Below are 16,291 nucleotides of genomic sequence, written 5' to 3' on the forward strand. Positions count from 1 at the left end.
CCTCAGGCGGAGGGGGTCGACAGGTAGGCGACGAGCGCGTCCTCGGCCGGCTGCAGCCGCTCGACGACGACGTGCTCCTCACGGGTGTGGGCCAGTTGCGGGTCGCCGGGGCCGTAGTTGACCGCGGGGATGCCGAAGGCGGCGAAGCGCGCCACGTCGGTCCAGCCCAGCTTGGCCCGGGCCGGGCGCCCGACGGCGGCCACGAAGGCCGCGGCCGCGGGCTCGGCCAGCCCCGGCAGCGCCCCACCGGCGTTGTCCACGACGCTGAGCGTGGCGCCGGCCGCGACCGCCTCGGCGAAGACCTCGCGGACGTGCGCCTCGGCAGCGTCCTCGTCGCGGTCCGGCGCGTAGCGGAAGTTCACCGTCACCACGCAGCGGTCGGGGATGACGTTGCCGGCGACGCCGCCCTCGACGCGGACGGCGTTGAGCCCCTCGCGGTAGGTGCAGCCGTCGATCTCCACCTCGCGCGCCCGGTAGGCGGCCAGGATGGCGAGGATGCCCGCGGCGCCGTGGATCGCGTTGACCCCCAGCCAGCTGCGGGCGCTGTGCGCGCGCCGGCCCGGCACCTCGAGCACCGCCCGCAGGGTGCCCTGGCAGCCGGCCTCGATCTCCCCGTCGGTGGGCTCGAGGAGGATCGCGAGGTCGCCGTAGAGCCAGCCCCGGCGCTCGCGGGCGACCCGGCCGAGGCCGTTCTTGACCGCCTCGACCTCCTCGTTGTCGTAGAAGACGAAGGTGAGGTCGTGCGCCGGCTCCGCGCCCGGGACGCCGAAGCGGCCGGCCAGCCGCAGCATCACCGCGTCGCCGGCCTTCATGTCGCTGGTGCCGCAGCCGTGGAGCCGGCCGTCCTCGAGCCGGCTGGGCACGTTGTCGGCGATCGGCACGGTGTCCAGGTGGCCGGCGAGGACGACGCGGGTGGGCCGGCCGAGGTTGGTCCGGGCGAGGACGGCGTCCCCGACCCGCTCCACCTCCAGGCCGCCGAGCCCGCGCAGTGCCGCCTCCACCGCGTCGGCCAGCGTCGCCTCGTCGCCGGACACCGACGGGGTGTCGACCAGCGCTCGGGTGAGGGTCAGGACGTCGGCGGAGAGGTCCAGGTGCGGTGCGGGACTCACGGTGGACGACCCTACGGGCGCCGCCGCGCTCCGGCCGCCGCACCGCGCCACGTCACCGGCCGGTCGCGCACCGTTCACCCGCAGGAGCGTCCGCCTCCTGCCCGGCCCCCACCCCGCGCTGGGTAGCGTCGTCCCCGTGACGAACACCGCCCCGCTCTCCGCCGTCGCCGCCGGCCTGGCCACCGTGACCCCCTCCGGGACGGTGCTCGACACCTGGTACCCCGAGCCCCGCCTGGGCGCTCCCGAGGGCTCCCCCGCCGGCACCACCCGCCTCGGCGCGCTCGAGCTCTCCGGCGAGCTGGGCCCCGACTACGGCGGCCTGGTGCGCCGCGACGAGGCCCGGGGCGTCGAGGTGATCGCCGTCCGCACGGTGATCCCGGACCTCTCCGCCCCGCCGGTCGACACCCACGACGTCTGGCTGCGGCTGCACCTGCTGTCCTCCCGGCTGATCCGCCCGCACGGCGCCGACCTCACCGGGATCTTCGGGCTGCTCACCAACGTCGCCTGGACCAGCGCGGGCCCGGTCGAGGCGGCCTCGTTCAACGCCCACCGGCTGCGCGCCGCCCACGGGCAGGTCACCGTGTACGGCGTCGACAAGTTCCCGCGGATGGTCGACTACGTCATCCCCTCCGGGGTCCGCATCGCCGACGGCGACCGCGTGCGGCTGGGCGCGCACCTGGCCGAGGGGACGACGGTCATGCACGAGGGCTTCGTCAACTTCAACGCCGGCACGCTGGGCCCCTCCATGGTGGAGGGCCGGATCAGCGCCGGCGTCGTCGTCGGCGCCGACAGCGACATCGGCGGTGGCGCCTCGATCATGGGCACCCTCTCCGGCGGCGGGAAGCAGGTCATCTCGATCGGCTCGGGCTGCCTGCTGGGCGCCAACGCCGGCATCGGCATCTCCCTGGGTGACCGGTGCGTCGTCGAGGCCGGCTGCTACGTGACCGCCGGCGCCCGGGTCGCCCTGCCCGACGGCTCGACGGTCAAGGCCGCGGAGCTCTCCGGCCGCGACGGGCTGCTGTTCCGGCGGAACTCGGTCACCGGGGCGCTGGAGGCGCTGCCGCGCGACGGCGACTGGGGCGCCCTCAACGCCGAGCTGCACACGAACTGAGGAGGGGCCACCCCTCCCCACGCCGCGGAGGAGGACCCGCTTCGCGGGCTCAGGGCGGCGCTGGGACGGAGCCGGCAGGGCCCTGCGGAGGGGTCACCGGCGTTAGGCTCCCCCGCACTCGTGCGCGGACCGAGCCGGAGGAGACGACGGTGGCCGACCAGCGGACCAAGATCCTGCTCGATGAGTCACAGCTGCCGACGCAGTGGTACAACGTCGTCCCCGACCTGCCCGGCCCGCCCCCGCCGCCGCTGCACCCGGGCACCCTGCAGCCGGTCGGCCCCGACGACCTGGCCCCGCTGTTCCCCGCGGACCTCATCGCGCAGGAGGTCACCGCCGAGCGCTTCGTCGACATCCCCGGTGAGGTGCTCGACGTCTACCGGCTGTGGCGGCCCTCCCCGCTGTACCGCGCGCACCGGCTGGAGAAGGCCCTCGGGACGCCGGCCCGCATCTACTACAAGTACGAGGGCGTCTCCCCCGCCGGCTCGCACAAGCCGAACACCGCCGTCCCGCAGGCGTACTACAACGCGAAGGCCGGCGTCCGGAAGCTCACGACCGAGACCGGAGCCGGGCAGTGGGGGACGGCGCTGTCGTTCGCCAGCGCGCTGTTCGACCTCGAGTGCGAGGTGTGGATGGTCGGCGCCTCCTACGACCAGAAGCCCTACCGCCGGATCGCGATGGAGACCTTCGGCGCCCGCGTGCACCGCTCGCCGTCGGACCTGACCGACGCCGGCCGGGCCATCCGCGCCGAGGACCCGCAGCACCCCGGGTCGCTCGGCATCGCGATCAGCGAGGCGGTGGAGGTCGCCGCCGGGGACCCGCAGACCCGCTACGCGCTCGGCAGCGTCCTCAACCACGTGCTGCTGCACCAGACCGTCATCGGCGAGGAGGCCCTCCTGCAGCTGGCCGCCGTCGGGGAGACCCCGGACGTGATCGTCGGCTGCACCGGCGGCGGGTCGAACTTCGGCGGGCTGGCGTTCCCGTTCCTCCGCGAGAAGCTGGCCGGCCGGATGTCGCCGACCATCCGGGCCGTCGAGCCGGCGTCCTGCCCCTCGCTCACCCGCGGCACGTACGCCTACGACTTCGGCGACACCGCCGGGATGACGCCGCTGCTCAAGATGCACACCCTCGGCCACCGGTTCATCCCCGACCCCATCCACGCCGGTGGGCTGCGCTACCACGGGATGTCCCCGCTGCTGTCCCACGTCTACGAGCTGGGCCTGGTCGAGGCGATCGCGCTGCCGCAGACCGAGTGCTTCACCGCCGCGGTCCGCTTCGCCCGCACCGAGGGGATCATCCCGGCACCGGAGCCGTCGCACGCGCTGGCCGCCTGCATCCGCGAGGCGCTGGCCTGCCGGGAGTCCGGCGAGGAGCGGGTGCTCCTGACGGCGCTGTGCGGGCACGGCCACTTCGACCTGGCGGCCTACGACGCGTTCCTGTCCGGCCGCATGACCGACGAGGACGTGACCGACGAGCGCCTGGCACCCGGCCTCACCGAGCTGCCGGCGGTGCCGGCCGGGGCCTGAGCCGGCCGCCTCAGCCCAGGTCGCCGGGGCCCGGGGTCTCCGGCGTGTTGGACGGCGCCGCTGCGGGGTGGTCGAGGTGCTCGAGCAGCGCGACGACGAACTCCTGGGGCCGCTCGACGTGCGGGGAGTGCCCGACGCCGGGCAGGACGACCTCGCGGTAGGCGCCTCCGCTGGCCGCGTACCGGTCCAGGACGGCGCGGGTCTGGGTGACCATCGGCTGCGGCGGGCAGACCTCCTCCCCCGGCCAGCCCGGCACCGCGCCCAGCGCCCCGAGCTGGGCCAGGTCGAACATCGACGCGTCCGAGACGATGGCGTCGGCGTCCCCCCGGATCCACAGGACGGGCGGCTTGCGGCGCACGTCGACGATCCCGCTCAGGTCGAACACCGTCGGCGCCATCGTGTTGAGCACCCCGCGCCCACCCGGGGCGACCCCGGGCCAGGTGGCCGACGGAGCGCCCTCGCCCGGGTAGTGGTCCTCGCCGGTGCGCGTGCTCAGCATGGCGGCGACGAAGACGTCCTCGAGCTGGGGGTCCAGCGGCAGGGAGTCCGGGGCGACGTAGAACGCGCGCAGGATCGACCGCGGGCTGGTCGGCTCGTCGGCCGACGTGTCGCCCGCCGCCAGCGCCGCCACGAACGCCGGGTTGGCCGCGCCCGCGCCCGAACCGGCGCCGTCCTCGGACAGCCGCCGCCCCTCCGCCCCGGCCGTGCCGCCGAAGCCGTACGGGGAGACCGGTGCGACGAGGACGACCGACGCCACACGCACCGGGTGGTCGAGCAGGTACTGCAGCACCACCCCGGCGCCCATGCTCCAGCCGACCAGGTGCACCCGCTCGAGGCCGAGGGTCTCCACGAGGGCGGCGACGTCGTCGGCCCAGTCGCGCACCCCGCGCCGCGCGTCGATCGGCAGGGGGTCGGTGTCGCCGTAGCCGCGCAGGTCCACCGCGAGCGGGCGCACCCGCCCGGCCTCGGCGAGGGCCAGCAGCGGCTGCTGCCAGAACAGCGACGAGCTGACGTTGCCGTGCACGAACAGCACCACCTCCCCGGGACCGGCCGGGTCCATCCCGTCGGGGTGCAGCACGTTCTGGGTCAGGCGTGGGGTCTCCACGCGGGTCGCGGTGACACCGGGCAGCAGGACGTCGCTCATCGGGGCTCCTCGCAGGTGGGCGGCGTGCCCACGCTAGCGACCGACACCTCGTCCGGGCAGCGCCGTCCTGCCGGGGAGGGCACCTACAGTCAGGCGCGATGCCCAGCGGACGGAGTGCGACCACGGCCCGCCCGGTCCGACGGACGACCACGGCCCGGCGACCCGGGCGCCGGCCGGCGCGCCGTTCCCCGGTCCCCCGGCGCGGGCGCCGGCACACCGCCGCGTCCTGGGCGTGGCTGGCCGCGGTCCTCGTGGTGGTGGCGCTCGTGGTGCTGTCGGTGGGCGCCGAGCGGAGGAACGCCCCCCTCGTCACCGCGGAGTGCACCCTGCCGGCGACCGGCGTGCGGCTCACCGACGAGCAGGTCGCCAACGCCCGGACGATCGCCCGGGTCGGCTACGACCGGGGCCTGCCCCAGCGGGCGGTGGTCATCGCCCTGGCCACGGCCATGCAGGAGTCCGGGCTGCGCAACCTCGACCACGGCGACCGCGACTCCCTCGGCCTGTTCCAGCAGCGGCCGTCGCAGGGCTGGGGCAGCCCCGAGCAGGTCCGCGACCCGGTCTACGCGGCCGGGAAGTTCTACGACGGGCTGGTCCAGGTGCCCGGGTGGGACAGTCGCCGGCTGACCGACGCCGCGCAGATCGTCCAGCGCAGCGGCTTCCCCGAGGCGTACCAGAAGCACGAGGGCATGGCCGTGGAGCTCACCACCGCACTCGACGTCGACGCCCTGCCCTGCGGCTGAGCGGCCCACCGGTGCCGCGTGGGTGCCGGTCTCACCCGGCCCCCGCGCCGAGCACCTCCGCCAGCGCCAGCACGTCGTCGTCGCGGCGGCCGTGGTCCTGCGCCGTCCACACCGCCCCGACCGCCGCGCTGACGAACCCCCAGGCCCGCGCCCGGGCCGCCGGCACCCCGAGGCCGGCGGCGAGCAGCGCCACCCGGCGGTCCAGCAGCTCCTCCAGCCCGGGGACGCCGGCCCAGGCCCGCGGCGGGTTCAGCAGGGCCGTGCCGGCGTCGAGCGCGGGCTCCCCCCGCACCCCGTGCGGGTCGATGGCCACCCAGCCGCCGTCGTCGCGGAGCACGTTGGCCGCGTGCAGGTCCCCGTGGCACAGGACCGGGTCGGCGGCGCTGTCGAGCAGCCGTTCCAGCGTCGCGGCCGCCCGGTCGGTGAGCGGGGCGGGCACGAGGGGCGAGCCGGCGCGGAGGAGCGCCACGCGGCGGCGGCTGTCGGGGACGCCGTCCGGCCGCGCGGCGCCGGCCCCGTGCAGCCGGCGGGCCACCGCGGCCAGCACCGGGAACGCCTCCTCGTCGGGCAGCGCGCAGAGGTCCGTGCCCGGGCTCGCGGCGCGCAGCAGCAGCGCCGTCGTGCCGGCGTCGGTCTCGGCGGCCAGCAGGTCGACCGCGCCGTGTCCTCGCCAGGCCGCCAGCGTCGCCGCCTCCTGCGCGAGGGTCCCGGCCCGCCCCAGCTTGAGCACGACCCCGGCCCCGTCGGCGCGCACCGCCGGCGCCACCCAGTGGTACGTGGCCGGGTACGGCGGCCCCACCTCCAGGCCCCAGCGGGCCGCGGCCCGCGCGACCGCGGCGGGCAGGGCGGCGCACCAGGCCCGTCCCGCGTCGCCGTGGAGGTCGCCCATCGCCGCGACCAGCGCGGGAGGGACCACGACCGGCCGCATCCGGCGAGGGGGTCAGCCCGCCAGGCGCTCGACGGCGGCGGCGATCCGCTCGTCGGTGGCGGTCAGCGCCATGCGCACGTGCCGCGCACCGGCCGGGCCGTAGAAGGACCCCGGGGCGGCGACGATGCCGAGGCCGGCCAGCCAGTCGATCGTCGTCCAGCAGTCCTCGTCGCGGGTGACCCACAGGTACAGCCCGGCCTCGGAGTGGTCGACGCGCGCCCCGGCGCCCCGGACGGCGGCGATCAGCTGCTCGCGGCGGGCGCGGTAGCGCTCGTGCTGGGCGTCGACGTGCGCGTCGTCGGCGAGGCCGGCGGCCATGGCCACCTGCACCGGCGTCGGCACCAGCAGCCCGAGGTGCCGGCGCACCTCCCACACGGTGCGGACCAGCGCCGGGTCACCGGACAGCAGCCCGGCCCGGTAGCCCGCGGCCGTCGACTGCTTGGACAGCGAGTGCACCGCGAGCAGCCCACCGTGGTCCGCGCCGGCCACCTCCGGGTGCAGGATCGAGCGCGGTCGGACGTCCCAGCCGAGGGTGACGTAGCACTCGTCGGCGACGACGGGGATGCCGTGCGTCCGGCCCCACTCCACCCAGGCCCGCAGCTGCTCGTCGGTCATGACCCGCCCGTGCGGGTTGCCCGGTGAGTTCAGCCAGGCCAGCACGACGCCGGTCGCGTCGGACGGCGGGGTGTCGGTGCGCCGCACCGCCAGACCGGCCAGGACCGCACCGACCTCGTAGGTGGGGTAGGCGACCTCGGGCACCAGCACGGTGCCGCCGCCGCGCAGGCCCAGCATGGTCGGCAGCAGCGCGACCAGCTCCTTGGAGCCGATCGTCGGGATCACCGACGGGTCGGCGCCCAGCGGGTCGGCCAGGTGCACGCCGAGCCGGCGACGCAGCCACTCCGCCGCCGCCGTCCGCACCTCGGCGGTGCCCAGCGCGGTCGGGTAGCCCGGGGCGTTGCCGGCGCCGGCGAGCGCGGCGGCCAGCACCTCAGGGGTGTCGTCGACCGGGGTCCCGATGGAGAGGTCGACGACACCGCCGGGGTGGCGGGCGGCCTTCGCCCGCGCCGCGACGAGGGAGTCCCAGGGGAAGTCGGGCAGCCGGCCGGCCGCCGTCCCGGGGGCGACGCCCCCTGGGGGCAGGGTCGTCAGTGCCCTTCCGCCTGCGGGGGCAGGGCGGCCACCAGCGGGTGGTCCTTGCCGATCCGGCCGGTCTTCGCGGCACCGCCGGGGCTGCCCAGGTCGGAGAAGAACTCCACGTTGGCGTTGTAGAAGTCCTTCCACTTGTCCGGGACGTCGTCCTCGTAGTAGATGGCCTCCACCGGGCAGACCGGCTCGCACGCCCCGCAGTCGACGCACTCGTCGGGGTGGATGTAGAGCATGCGGTCGCCCTCGTAGATGCAGTCCACCGGGCACTCGTCGATGCACGCCTTGTCGAGGACGTCGACGCAGGCCTGGGTGATGACGTAGGTCACGGTGGATCCCTCCCGGGGATGCGCAGCAGGGCACTGGCTCGCGGCCAGGCCGTTGGATCGCTGCTCAGTATGGCGCGTGCTGCCGGTACCGGGCGCGACGGGTGGGCGCCGGGGACCCGCGAGGAGCGGGCCGGGGCGCGCCCCGCAGGATCGCGGCATGGGACAGAGCCGCTCACCCCTGGACGTCGTCGGCCTCGAACGCGTCGCCGCCCGCGGCTGGCGCGGCACGGAGGAGGCGGCGCTGGGCGACTGGCTGCTGCGCGCCGGTGGCGGCTTCACGGGCCGCGCGAACTCGGTGCTGGTCGCGGGCGACCCCGGCCTGCCCCTGCCGGGCGCCGTGGACGCCGTCACCACCTGGTACCGCGAGCGCGGGCTGCGCCCCTGCGCCCAGGTGCCCGGCCGCCAGGCCCGGGCCGCCGACGCGGCGTTCGCCGACGCCGGGTGGGATCGCGACGAGGACGTCCTGGTGCTCACCGCGCCCCTGACGCCCCTCCCGGACACCGGGGTGCCGGTCGCCCTCTCCCCCACCCCGGACGACGCCTGGCTGGCCGGCTACCACCACCGCGGCCGGCCCCTGCCGCCCACGGCGGGCGCGGTGCTGACCAACGCCGAGGAGGTCGTCTTCGCCTCGGTGCGGCTGGACCCCGCGCCCGCGCCGCTGGCCGCCGTCGCCCGCGGCGCGGTCACCGACGACTGGCTGGGCGTCACCGCGGTCACCGTCGCCGAGCAGCACCGCCGGCGCGGCCTGGCCACGGCGGTCATGGCCGCGCTGCAGCGCTGGGCCGCCGACCGCGGCGCCCGCTGGGTCTACCTGCAGGTCACGTCGTCCAACGAGCCCGCCCGCGCCCTCTACCGCCGGGCCGGCTTCATCGAGCACCACCGGTACCACTACCGCTCCGCCCCGGCCTGAGCGGGGGCGCCGCCATCACCCGGCCGACGGCGAACGCGGCCGCGACCACGCCGCCCAGCAGGAACGCCAGGTTGACCAGGCCGGCGGCGCCGCCCCCGGTGACCAGGAGGTCGCCCTCCGGACGGCGGATGCTGCCCGCCACCGCGACGACCAGCCACACCAGGGCCGGCAGCGCCGCCACCAGCCGCGACCCGGTCAGCCGGTGGGCCAGCCGCACCAGCAGCAGGTTGCCGGCGACCGCCGCCACCACCGACACCGGCACCAGGACGCCGAACACGCGCAGCGGCAACCAGAAGACCTCGACCAGCGCCAGCTCCGCCGCCGCCAGCACCACCAGCACCCCAGCCCCGGCGCGCACCCAGGGGCTGCGGGTCATCCGGGCAGACCGGCGAACAGGTCGTCCTCCCACCCGTGGGGCGCCTCCCCGGCCGGCCCGCGCTCGCCGCGGACCAGGCGGTAGTACTCGACGCCCAGCACCTCCTGGCCGAGGTTGTTCGACAGCGCGAAGAACGGGCCGTCGACGGTGATCTGCGTGGCGTGCGCGCGCATCGCGGCGTCCTTGCGGTCGGCGTGCGACCGGCCGTCGACCGCGGCGGTGACCACCTCGTCGGCGACGGCGAAGGGCACCTCGTCGAGGTCGCCGAGCGCCTCGAACGGGGAGGCCTCCCCCAGCGCGGCCATCGCCTCGACGCCCTCGCGCAGCACCGACCGCGGCATGCAGCACCAGTAGACCTTGGCGACGTCCCAGGCCGTGCCCAGGTCGGGCCGGTAGGCGGGGTCGGCGGCGCACTCCACCGCGCGCATGGCGACCCGGTGGGCCTGGATGTGGTCGGGGTGGCCGTAGCCGCCGTTCTCGTCGTAGGTGACGACGACCTGCGGCCGGACCTCGCGGACGACGGCGACCGCGTGGGCGACCGCCTCGTCGAGGTCGGCGTTCCAGAAGGCGCGCGGCTTGTCGTTGGCCGGGGTGCCCATCATGCCGGAGTCGCGGTAGCGCCCCGCCCCGCCGAGGAAACGCCAGTCGGTGACCCCGAGGGCGTCCATGGCCGCCCGCAGCTCACCGATCCGGAAGCCGCCCAGCTGGTCGGCGTGGTCGGCGGCCAGCAGCTCCAGCTCCGGCACGAGCACCTCGCCCTCCTCGCCCAGCGTGCAGGTGAGCAGGGTGACGGCGACCCCCTCCGCGGCGTAGCGGGCCATGGTGGCGCCGTTGTTGATCGTCTCGTCGTCGGGGTGGGCGTGCACCAGGAGCATGCGGCGGTCAGCGGTCACGAGGGACATTCTCCGGGAGACCGCTGCGCGGCCGGGGACGGCACCCGGCTCGGGCAGCGGCTGAGCACCGGCCGGGGGACGGCACCCGGCCGCGGTGTCGTCCCACCGGACGACACCGCGGCCTCACTCGGCGTCGACGGGGACGACCTCGCGGGCCTCGGCGAAGTGGCAGGCCGACGGGTGGCCCTGGCCGCGGTCGACCAGCGCCGGGGCCTCCTCCGCGCAGATGTCCTGCGCCTTCCAGCAGCGGGTGCGGAACCGGCAGCCCGAGGGCGGGTCGGCCGGGCTCGGGACGTCGCCCTGCAGCAGGATCCGGTCCTTCTGGCCCCGCAGGTGCGGCTCGTGCAGCGGCACCGAGGACAGCAGCGCCTGGGTGTAGGGGTGCGACGGTGCGGTGTACACCTGCTCGTCGGTGCCCTCCTCGACGATGCTGCCGAGGTACATGACCGCGACCCGGTCGGAGATGTGCCGCACCACCGACAGGTCGTGGGCGATGAACAGGTAGGACAGGCCGAACTCGTCCTGGAGGTCCTCGAGCAGGTTCACCACCTGGGCCTGCACGGAGACGTCGAGGGCGGACACCGGCTCGTCGCAGACGATGATCTCCGGCCGCAGCGCCAGGGCCCGGGCGATGCCGATGCGCTGCCGCTGGCCACCGGAGAACTGGTGCGGGTAGCGGTTGACGTAGTCGGGGTTGAGCCCGACGCGGTCCAGCAGCTCCTGGGTGCGCTGGAGCCGGCCCTTCTTGGGGGCGACGTCGGCGTGCACGGCCCAGCCCTCGGCGACGATGTCACCGACGGTCATCCGCGGGTTCAGCGACGCGTACGGGTCCTGGAAGATGATCTGGACCTCGCGGCGGTAGTCCTTGAGCGCGCGGCCGCCCATCTTCGCGACGTCCCGGCCCTTGTACAGGATCGAGCCCGCGGTCGGCCGCTCGAGCGCGACCAGCAGCTTGGACACCGTCGACTTGCCGCAGCCGGACTCCCCCACCAGGCCCACGGTCTCCCCGCGGCGCATGGTCAGGTTCACGCCGTCGACGGCGCGGACGTGGCCGATGGTCCGCTTGAAGAGGATCCCCTGCGTCAGGGGGAAGTGCTTCTGCAGGTCGCGGACCTCCAGCAGGGTCTCGCCGAGGGCGCCGCGCCGGCTGCCGTCGGCCGCCGTGGCGCCGGTCGTGGACTCAGACACCGAGGACCTCCTCGCTGTAGTGGCACGCCGCCTCGCGGCCCGGGACGACCAGGCGCAGCGGTGGCACGTCGGTGGCGCACTCCCGGCCCGGCGCCGCGGCGGCACCCAGCCGGCGCCGGGAGCAGCGCGGGTGGAACGGGCAGCCGCTGGGGATCGCGGCGAGGTTCGGCGGCTGGCCGGCGATCGGCAGCAGCCGACCGCCCTTGGCCTCCACCTGCGGCACCGAGCTCATCAGGCCGTCGGTGTAGGGGTGCGCCGGGTTGGAGAAGACGTCGTCCACGGTGCCGCGCTCGACGATCCGCCCGGCGTACATGACCGCGACGTTGTCGGCGACCTCGTTGACCACACCGAGGTCGTGGGTGATGAGGATCAGCCCCATCCCGGTGTCCCGCTGCAGGTCCTTGAGCAGGTCCATGACCTGCGCCTGGACCGTGACGTCGAGGGCGGTGGTGGGCTCGTCGGCGATGAGCACCCTCGGGTCCAGGGCGATCGCCATCGCGATCATCACGCGCTGGCGCATGCCGCCGGAGAACTGGTGCGGGTAGTCGTTGACCCGGGAGGCCGCCGCCGGGATGCGCACGCGGTCCATGAGCTCGACGGCGTGCTTCCTGGCGTCCTTCTTCGACATCCCGCGGTGGGCACGGAACATCTCGCCGATCTGGTAGCCGACGCTGTACACGGGGTTCAGCGACGACAGCGCGTCCTGGAAGATCATCGAGATCCCGGGGCCACGGACCTTGCGCTGCTCCTCCTCCGGCTGCTGGAGCAGGTCGCGGCCCTCGAACCAGATGCCGCCGCCGGTGATGACCGCGGGCGGGGTGTCGAGGATGCCCATGATCGCCTGGGCCGACACCGACTTGCCGGAGCCGGACTCCCCGAGGATCGCGAGGGTCTCGCCCTGCGCGAGGCGGTAGCTGACACCGTTGACGGCGTTGACCACGCCGGAGCGGGTGCGGAACTCGACGTGCAGGTCGTCGACCTCGAGGACGGTGTCGCCGGTGCCGGGTGCCGCGGCGGTGGGCTGGGAGAGGTCGGGTCGGGTCATGCGCGCTGCCTCGGGTCGAGGGCGTCGCGCAGCGCGTCGCCCATCATGATGAACGCCATCACGGTCAGGGTCAGGACGATGCTGGGGAACAGCACCAGGTGCGGCGCGGTCCGCAGCAGCGACTGGCCGGCCTCGATCTGCAGCCCCCAGGAGATGGCCGGCCGCTGCAGGCCGACCCCGAGGAAGGTCAGCGTCGCCTCCGCCGCGATGAGCACCCCGATGGTGATGGTCGTGTAGACCAGCACCGGCGCGACCGCGTTGGGCAGGATGTGCCGCACCAGGATGCGGCCGTTGGACGCCCCCATCGCGCGGGCCGCGGCCACGTAGTCCGAGCTCTTCACGGCGATCACCTGGGAGCGCACCAGCCGCATCGCCGTCATCCACCCGAAGGCGGCGAGCGCGATGGCCACCGCGACCACCCCCCGGCCGAGGACACCGCTGCGGAGCACGACCAGCGCGCCCAGGACCAGCGGCAGGGCGTAGAAGATGTCGGTCACCCGGGACAGGATGCTGTCGGTGATCCCGCCGTAGAAGCCGGACACGGCTCCGACGAGCACGCCCAGCACGAGGATGACGACCACCGCCAGCAGGCCGATGATCAGCGAGTTCCGTGCGCCGTACACGACGTTGGCCAGGTAGTCGCAGCCCTGCTGGTCGAAGCCGAACCAGTGGTCGGCCGACGGCTTCTGCTGGCTGTTGGACAGGCTGCACGCCCGCGGGTCCGCGCCGCGCGCGAACACCTGCGGGACCAGGGCCATGAGCAGGAAGACCAGCATCAGGAAGGCGCCGATCCAGAACAGCACGTTGCGCTTGAGCTCGCGCCAGGCATCGCTCCACAGGCTGTTCTGCCGGGTGTCGGTGGCGTCGACCGACGGGCTGGCCAGGCCGGTCGTGGTGCCGGCCTCCACCTCGTCGTGGCGCAGGTCGGCCTGCTGCTGGTCAGTCATAACGGATCCTCGGGTCGAGGACGGCGTAGAGCACGTCCACGACCAGGTTGAAGAAGATGAAGAAGAACACCATCAGGGTCACGATCCCCACGACGACCGCGCCCTCCTGCTGGCGGACGGCGTCGAAGACCGCCCGGCCGATCCCGGGCAGGTTGAACACCGACTCGGTGACGATCGCGCCGCCCATCAGCGTGCCGATGTCGGCCCCGATGAAGGTCACCACCGGGATCAGGCTGTTGCGCAGCGTGTGCCGGATGACCACCGTGCGGTTGGGCAGGCCCTTGGCCCGCGCCGTCCGGACGTAGTCGGCCCGCAGGTTCTCCGCGACGCTGGTGCGGGTGAGCCGGGCGACGTAGGCGAGGGAGCCCGACGCCAGGACCAGGCCGGGCAGCAGGAAGCTGTACCACCCGTCGCCGATGCCGGAGATGGGGAACCACCCCAGCTGCAGCCCGAACACGAACTGCGACACGAACGCGAGCACCAGGATCGGCACGGACACGACGATGGTGCTCGAGACGAGCACCAGGTTGTCCAGGAAGCCGTTGCGGCGGATGCCGGCGAGGACGCCGGCGATGACGCCGATGACCGCCTCGAAGAGGATCGCGACGACCGTCAGCTGGATGGTCACCGGCAGCCGCTGCTGGATCGTGTCCAGCACCTCGCGGCCGCGGAAGTCGGTCCCGAAGTCACCCTGCAGCAGGTCACCGACGTACTTGGCGTACTGCACCAGCAGGGGGTCGTCGAGGTTGTACTCGTCCCGCAGCTGGGCGACGACGGCGGGAGCCAGCGGACGGTCCCCGCCGAGGGCCCGGATCGGGTCGCCCGGGAGGGCGTAGACCATCGCGAAGATCAGGAACGAGGCCCCGATCAGGACCGGGATGGTGAGCAACAGTCGGCGCGCGACGTAGCGGCCCATGTCCCCCCTCGGGTGTGTGCGCCGGGCCGCGGTGCGGCCGGCGCCGGTTCCATCGTGCCCGGTACGGGGCACGCGCGCCGCCGGGGGCGACCGTCCTCGCGGACGGCGCCCCCGGCGGGTGGTGCGGGTCCTGCTGGTGGATCAGCTGACGACCGTGACGGCCGCCGCGTCGATGCGACCGAAGGCGTCGATGATCACGTTGTCGACGTTCTCCGAGTGCGCGCCCTGGTTGAGCCGGTAGAACAGCGGGGCCGAGGGCAGGTCGGCGATGAGGACGTCCTCCGCCGCCTGGTAGGCGGCGACCGCCTCGTCGTCCGACGCGGCCGCGTTGCCCTGCTGGAGCAGCTGGTCGAACTGCGGGTTGCTGTAGAAGGTGTAGTTCGACCCCGCCGGCGGCAGCGCGGAGGAGGAGTACAGCGGGCCGAGGAAGTTCTCGGCGACCGGGTAGTCCATGATCCACGCGTCGCGGAACGGACCGGTCATGCCCTGCGCGTCCTTCAGCGGCAGGAACTCGGCCTGCTGCAGGTCGCCGCGCAGCTGGTACTCCACGCCCAGGTTCTCGCGGAGCTGGTTGCCGACGGCCTCCATCCAGGCCTCGTGACCGGCACCGGCGTTGAACCACAGGTCGACCGGCTGGTTGCGGTCGAAGCCGGCGGCGTCGAGCAGCCGGTTGGCCTCCTCGACGTTGAGCTCGCAGACGTCGCAGGCGTCGGCGCGGTGGCCGTTGACCACCGGGCTGATGAAGGACGTCGCCGGGGTGCGGGTGCCGTTGAAGATGGCGTCGCTGATCGCCTGGCGGTCGATCGCCATCGAGATGGCCTTGCGCACGTTCGGGTCGGCGAAGCGCTGGTCGTAGGTCGGGAAGCCCAGCGAGGTGATGTCACCCTGCTCGGTCTCGATGTAGCGGTCACCGAACTCCGACTCGGCCGAGGCGATGGCGTCCGGCGGGAGGGTGTCCATGATGTCGACCGCGCCGCCCTGCAGGTCGGTGTAGGCGGTGTCCTGCTCGGCGTAGACGCGGTACTCGACCGACGCGGCGTTGGCCGGCTGGTCGCCGGCGTAGTCGTCGTACCGGGTCAGGGTGATGCCCTGGCCGCGGACGAAGGGCTCCTCGGCCTGGAACGGGCCGTTGCCGATCGGCTGCTCGCCGAAGCCCTCGGGGTCGTCGAAGAACGCCGGCGGCAGCGGGAAGAACGCGGTGTAGCCGACGGTGGTCGGCCACTGGGCGTACGGCGAGGACAGCGTGACCTCGAAGGTCAGGTCGTCGACGACGCGCAGGCCGCTCATCTCGGTGGCCGCGGGGTCGCCGCCGGTCTCGGGGGCCTGGAGCTGGTCGTAGCCCACGATGTTGGCGAAGAAGTACGAGTTGCCCTGCGCGTTCGGGCTGTAGGCCGTGTAGTTCCACGCGTCGACGAAGGACTGCGCGTTGACCGGCGAGCCGTCGTGGAAGGTCCAGCCGTCCTTGAGCGTGACGGTCCAGGTGGTCTGGTCCGGGGACTCGATGGACTCGGCGACGCCGGTGAAGGCGGCCTCGTTGGTCTCGTGGTCGTACTGGACCAGACCCGTGAACAGGGAGTCGACGACCTGGCCGCCCTCGGTCTCGTTCGTGTTGCCCGGGACCAGCGGGTTCTCGGGGTCGCCGATGTAGACGCTGAAGCTGCCGCCGTCGGCGCTCGCGCCCGAGCCGCCTTCGTCGTCGCCGCCGCCGCAGGCGGACAGCAGCATCGCGCCGGACAGACCGGTCGCGATGAGCGCAGCAGCGCGCTTGCTCAACTTCACGTGCAATGCCTCCCTCGTCCCGCGGTGCGGGGGGAATGGACTGGTTCTCCCGGGTCGCCGACCCGGTCAGCGGGTCAGCTGGGGGGACGTGCGGACAGGTACCGAGTCTGGCTGGTACGACGGGCGACCCTAGGCGGGCTCCGCGAAGAGCGTCCACGACCGACACCGACTTGTGACCTCGGCTCAGGATCTCACAGGGTGGAATCCCGC

General features: G+C 74.3%; 16 protein-coding genes. 4 read left to right on the forward strand and 12 right to left on the reverse strand.

Going from position 1 to position 16,291, the window contains the following annotated elements:
- Window positions 1-2: 2 nt before the first annotated feature.
- Window positions 3-1,109, reverse strand: coding sequence for a succinyl-diaminopimelate desuccinylase (gene dapE / locus ACI79E_RS12085; protein WP_456932786.1), 1,107 nt, complete (start codon window positions 1,107-1,109; stop codon window positions 3-5).
- Between the two features lie 136 nt (window positions 1,110-1,245).
- Between dapE and dapD the strand changes: the two genes are divergently transcribed.
- Window positions 1,246-2,220, forward strand: coding sequence for a 2,3,4,5-tetrahydropyridine-2,6-dicarboxylate N-succinyltransferase (gene dapD, locus ACI79E_RS12090; RefSeq protein WP_456932787.1), 975 nt, complete (start codon window positions 1,246-1,248; stop codon window positions 2,218-2,220).
- Window positions 2,221-2,369: 149 nt separating this feature from the next.
- Window positions 2,370-3,743 carry a TrpB-like pyridoxal phosphate-dependent enzyme gene (locus ACI79E_RS12095; protein WP_456932788.1) on the forward strand — a complete coding sequence of 458 codons (1,374 nt, stop codon included), beginning with the start codon at window positions 2,370-2,372 and terminating at the stop codon, window positions 3,741-3,743.
- A 10-nt stretch (window positions 3,744-3,753) separates the two neighbouring features.
- Here ACI79E_RS12095 and ACI79E_RS12100 read toward each other — a convergent pair whose 3' ends face one another.
- Complete coding sequence (locus ACI79E_RS12100) at window positions 3,754-4,887, reverse strand: alpha/beta fold hydrolase (protein WP_456932789.1); 1,134 nt, start codon at window positions 4,885-4,887, stop codon at window positions 3,754-3,756.
- 98 nt (window positions 4,888-4,985) lie between these two features.
- Here ACI79E_RS12100 and ACI79E_RS12105 point away from each other — a divergent pair, with 98 nt between their 5' ends.
- Entirely contained in the window at window positions 4,986-5,627 is a 642-nt protein-coding gene (locus ACI79E_RS12105) for a hypothetical protein (RefSeq protein ID WP_456932790.1), read from the forward strand.
- Window positions 5,628-5,658: 31 nt separating this feature from the next.
- Here ACI79E_RS12105 and ACI79E_RS12110 read toward each other — a convergent pair whose 3' ends face one another.
- From ACI79E_RS12110 to fdxA, 3 genes are read right to left on the reverse strand one after another with little or no spacing between them, the layout of a single operon-like run.
- Complete coding sequence (locus tag ACI79E_RS12110) at window positions 5,659-6,555, reverse strand: aminoglycoside phosphotransferase family protein (protein ID WP_456932791.1); 897 nt, start codon at window positions 6,553-6,555, stop codon at window positions 5,659-5,661.
- A 12-nt stretch (window positions 6,556-6,567) separates the two neighbouring features.
- On the reverse strand, window positions 6,568-7,704 hold the full coding sequence (gene dapC / locus ACI79E_RS12115; protein WP_456932845.1) for a succinyldiaminopimelate transaminase: 1,137 nt from the start codon (window positions 7,702-7,704) through the stop codon (window positions 6,568-6,570).
- Complete coding sequence (gene fdxA / locus ACI79E_RS12120; RefSeq protein ID WP_097207965.1) at window positions 7,701-8,027, reverse strand: ferredoxin; 327 nt, start codon at window positions 8,025-8,027, stop codon at window positions 7,701-7,703. Before fdxA ends, dapC begins: the two co-directional genes overlap by 4 nt.
- 157 nt (window positions 8,028-8,184) lie before the next feature.
- On the opposite strand from fdxA, the gene ACI79E_RS12125 reads away from it, so the two are divergent.
- Entirely contained in the window at window positions 8,185-8,937 is a 753-nt protein-coding gene (locus ACI79E_RS12125; protein ID WP_456932792.1) for a GNAT family N-acetyltransferase, read from the forward strand.
- Here the strand turns inward: ACI79E_RS12125 and ACI79E_RS12130 are convergent.
- The 7 genes from ACI79E_RS12130 to ACI79E_RS12160 all read right to left on the reverse strand — a co-directional run bounded on the left by ACI79E_RS12130 (window position 8,894) and on the right by ACI79E_RS12160 (window position 16,081).
- Window positions 8,894-9,313 (reverse strand): hypothetical protein, encoded by a 420-nt coding sequence (locus ACI79E_RS12130; RefSeq protein WP_456932793.1) that lies wholly within the window; start codon window positions 9,311-9,313, stop codon window positions 8,894-8,896. The genes ACI79E_RS12125 and ACI79E_RS12130 overlap by 44 nt on opposite strands.
- Window positions 9,310-10,206, reverse strand: coding sequence for an N-acetyl-1-D-myo-inositol-2-amino-2-deoxy-alpha-D-glucopyranoside deacetylase (gene mshB / locus ACI79E_RS12135; protein WP_456932794.1), 897 nt, complete (start codon window positions 10,204-10,206; stop codon window positions 9,310-9,312). Before mshB ends, ACI79E_RS12130 begins: the two co-directional genes overlap by 4 nt.
- 123 nt (window positions 10,207-10,329) lie before the next feature.
- Window positions 10,330-11,394 (reverse strand): ABC transporter ATP-binding protein, encoded by a 1,065-nt coding sequence (locus ACI79E_RS12140; RefSeq protein ID WP_456932795.1) that lies wholly within the window; start codon window positions 11,392-11,394, stop codon window positions 10,330-10,332.
- Window positions 11,387-12,439, reverse strand: a complete 1,053-nt coding sequence (locus ACI79E_RS12145; protein ID WP_456932796.1) for an ABC transporter ATP-binding protein — start codon at window positions 12,437-12,439, stop codon at window positions 11,387-11,389. Before ACI79E_RS12145 ends, ACI79E_RS12140 begins: the two co-directional genes overlap by 8 nt.
- Complete coding sequence (locus ACI79E_RS12150) at window positions 12,436-13,386, reverse strand: ABC transporter permease (RefSeq protein ID WP_456932797.1); 951 nt, start codon at window positions 13,384-13,386, stop codon at window positions 12,436-12,438. Before ACI79E_RS12150 ends, ACI79E_RS12145 begins: the two co-directional genes overlap by 4 nt.
- The gene (locus ACI79E_RS12155; RefSeq protein ID WP_456932798.1) at window positions 13,379-14,302 is read right to left on the reverse strand and encodes an ABC transporter permease; all 924 of its coding nucleotides are present in this window, start codon (window positions 14,300-14,302) and stop codon (window positions 13,379-13,381) included. Before ACI79E_RS12155 ends, ACI79E_RS12150 begins: the two co-directional genes overlap by 8 nt.
- Window positions 14,303-14,443: 141 nt before the next feature.
- Entirely contained in the window at window positions 14,444-16,081 is a 1,638-nt protein-coding gene (locus tag ACI79E_RS12160; protein ID WP_456932799.1) for a peptide ABC transporter substrate-binding protein, read from the reverse strand.
- Window positions 16,082-16,291 lie beyond the last annotated feature (210 nt).

It is taken from the genome of Geodermatophilus sp. SYSU D00079, from assembly GCF_054050635.1.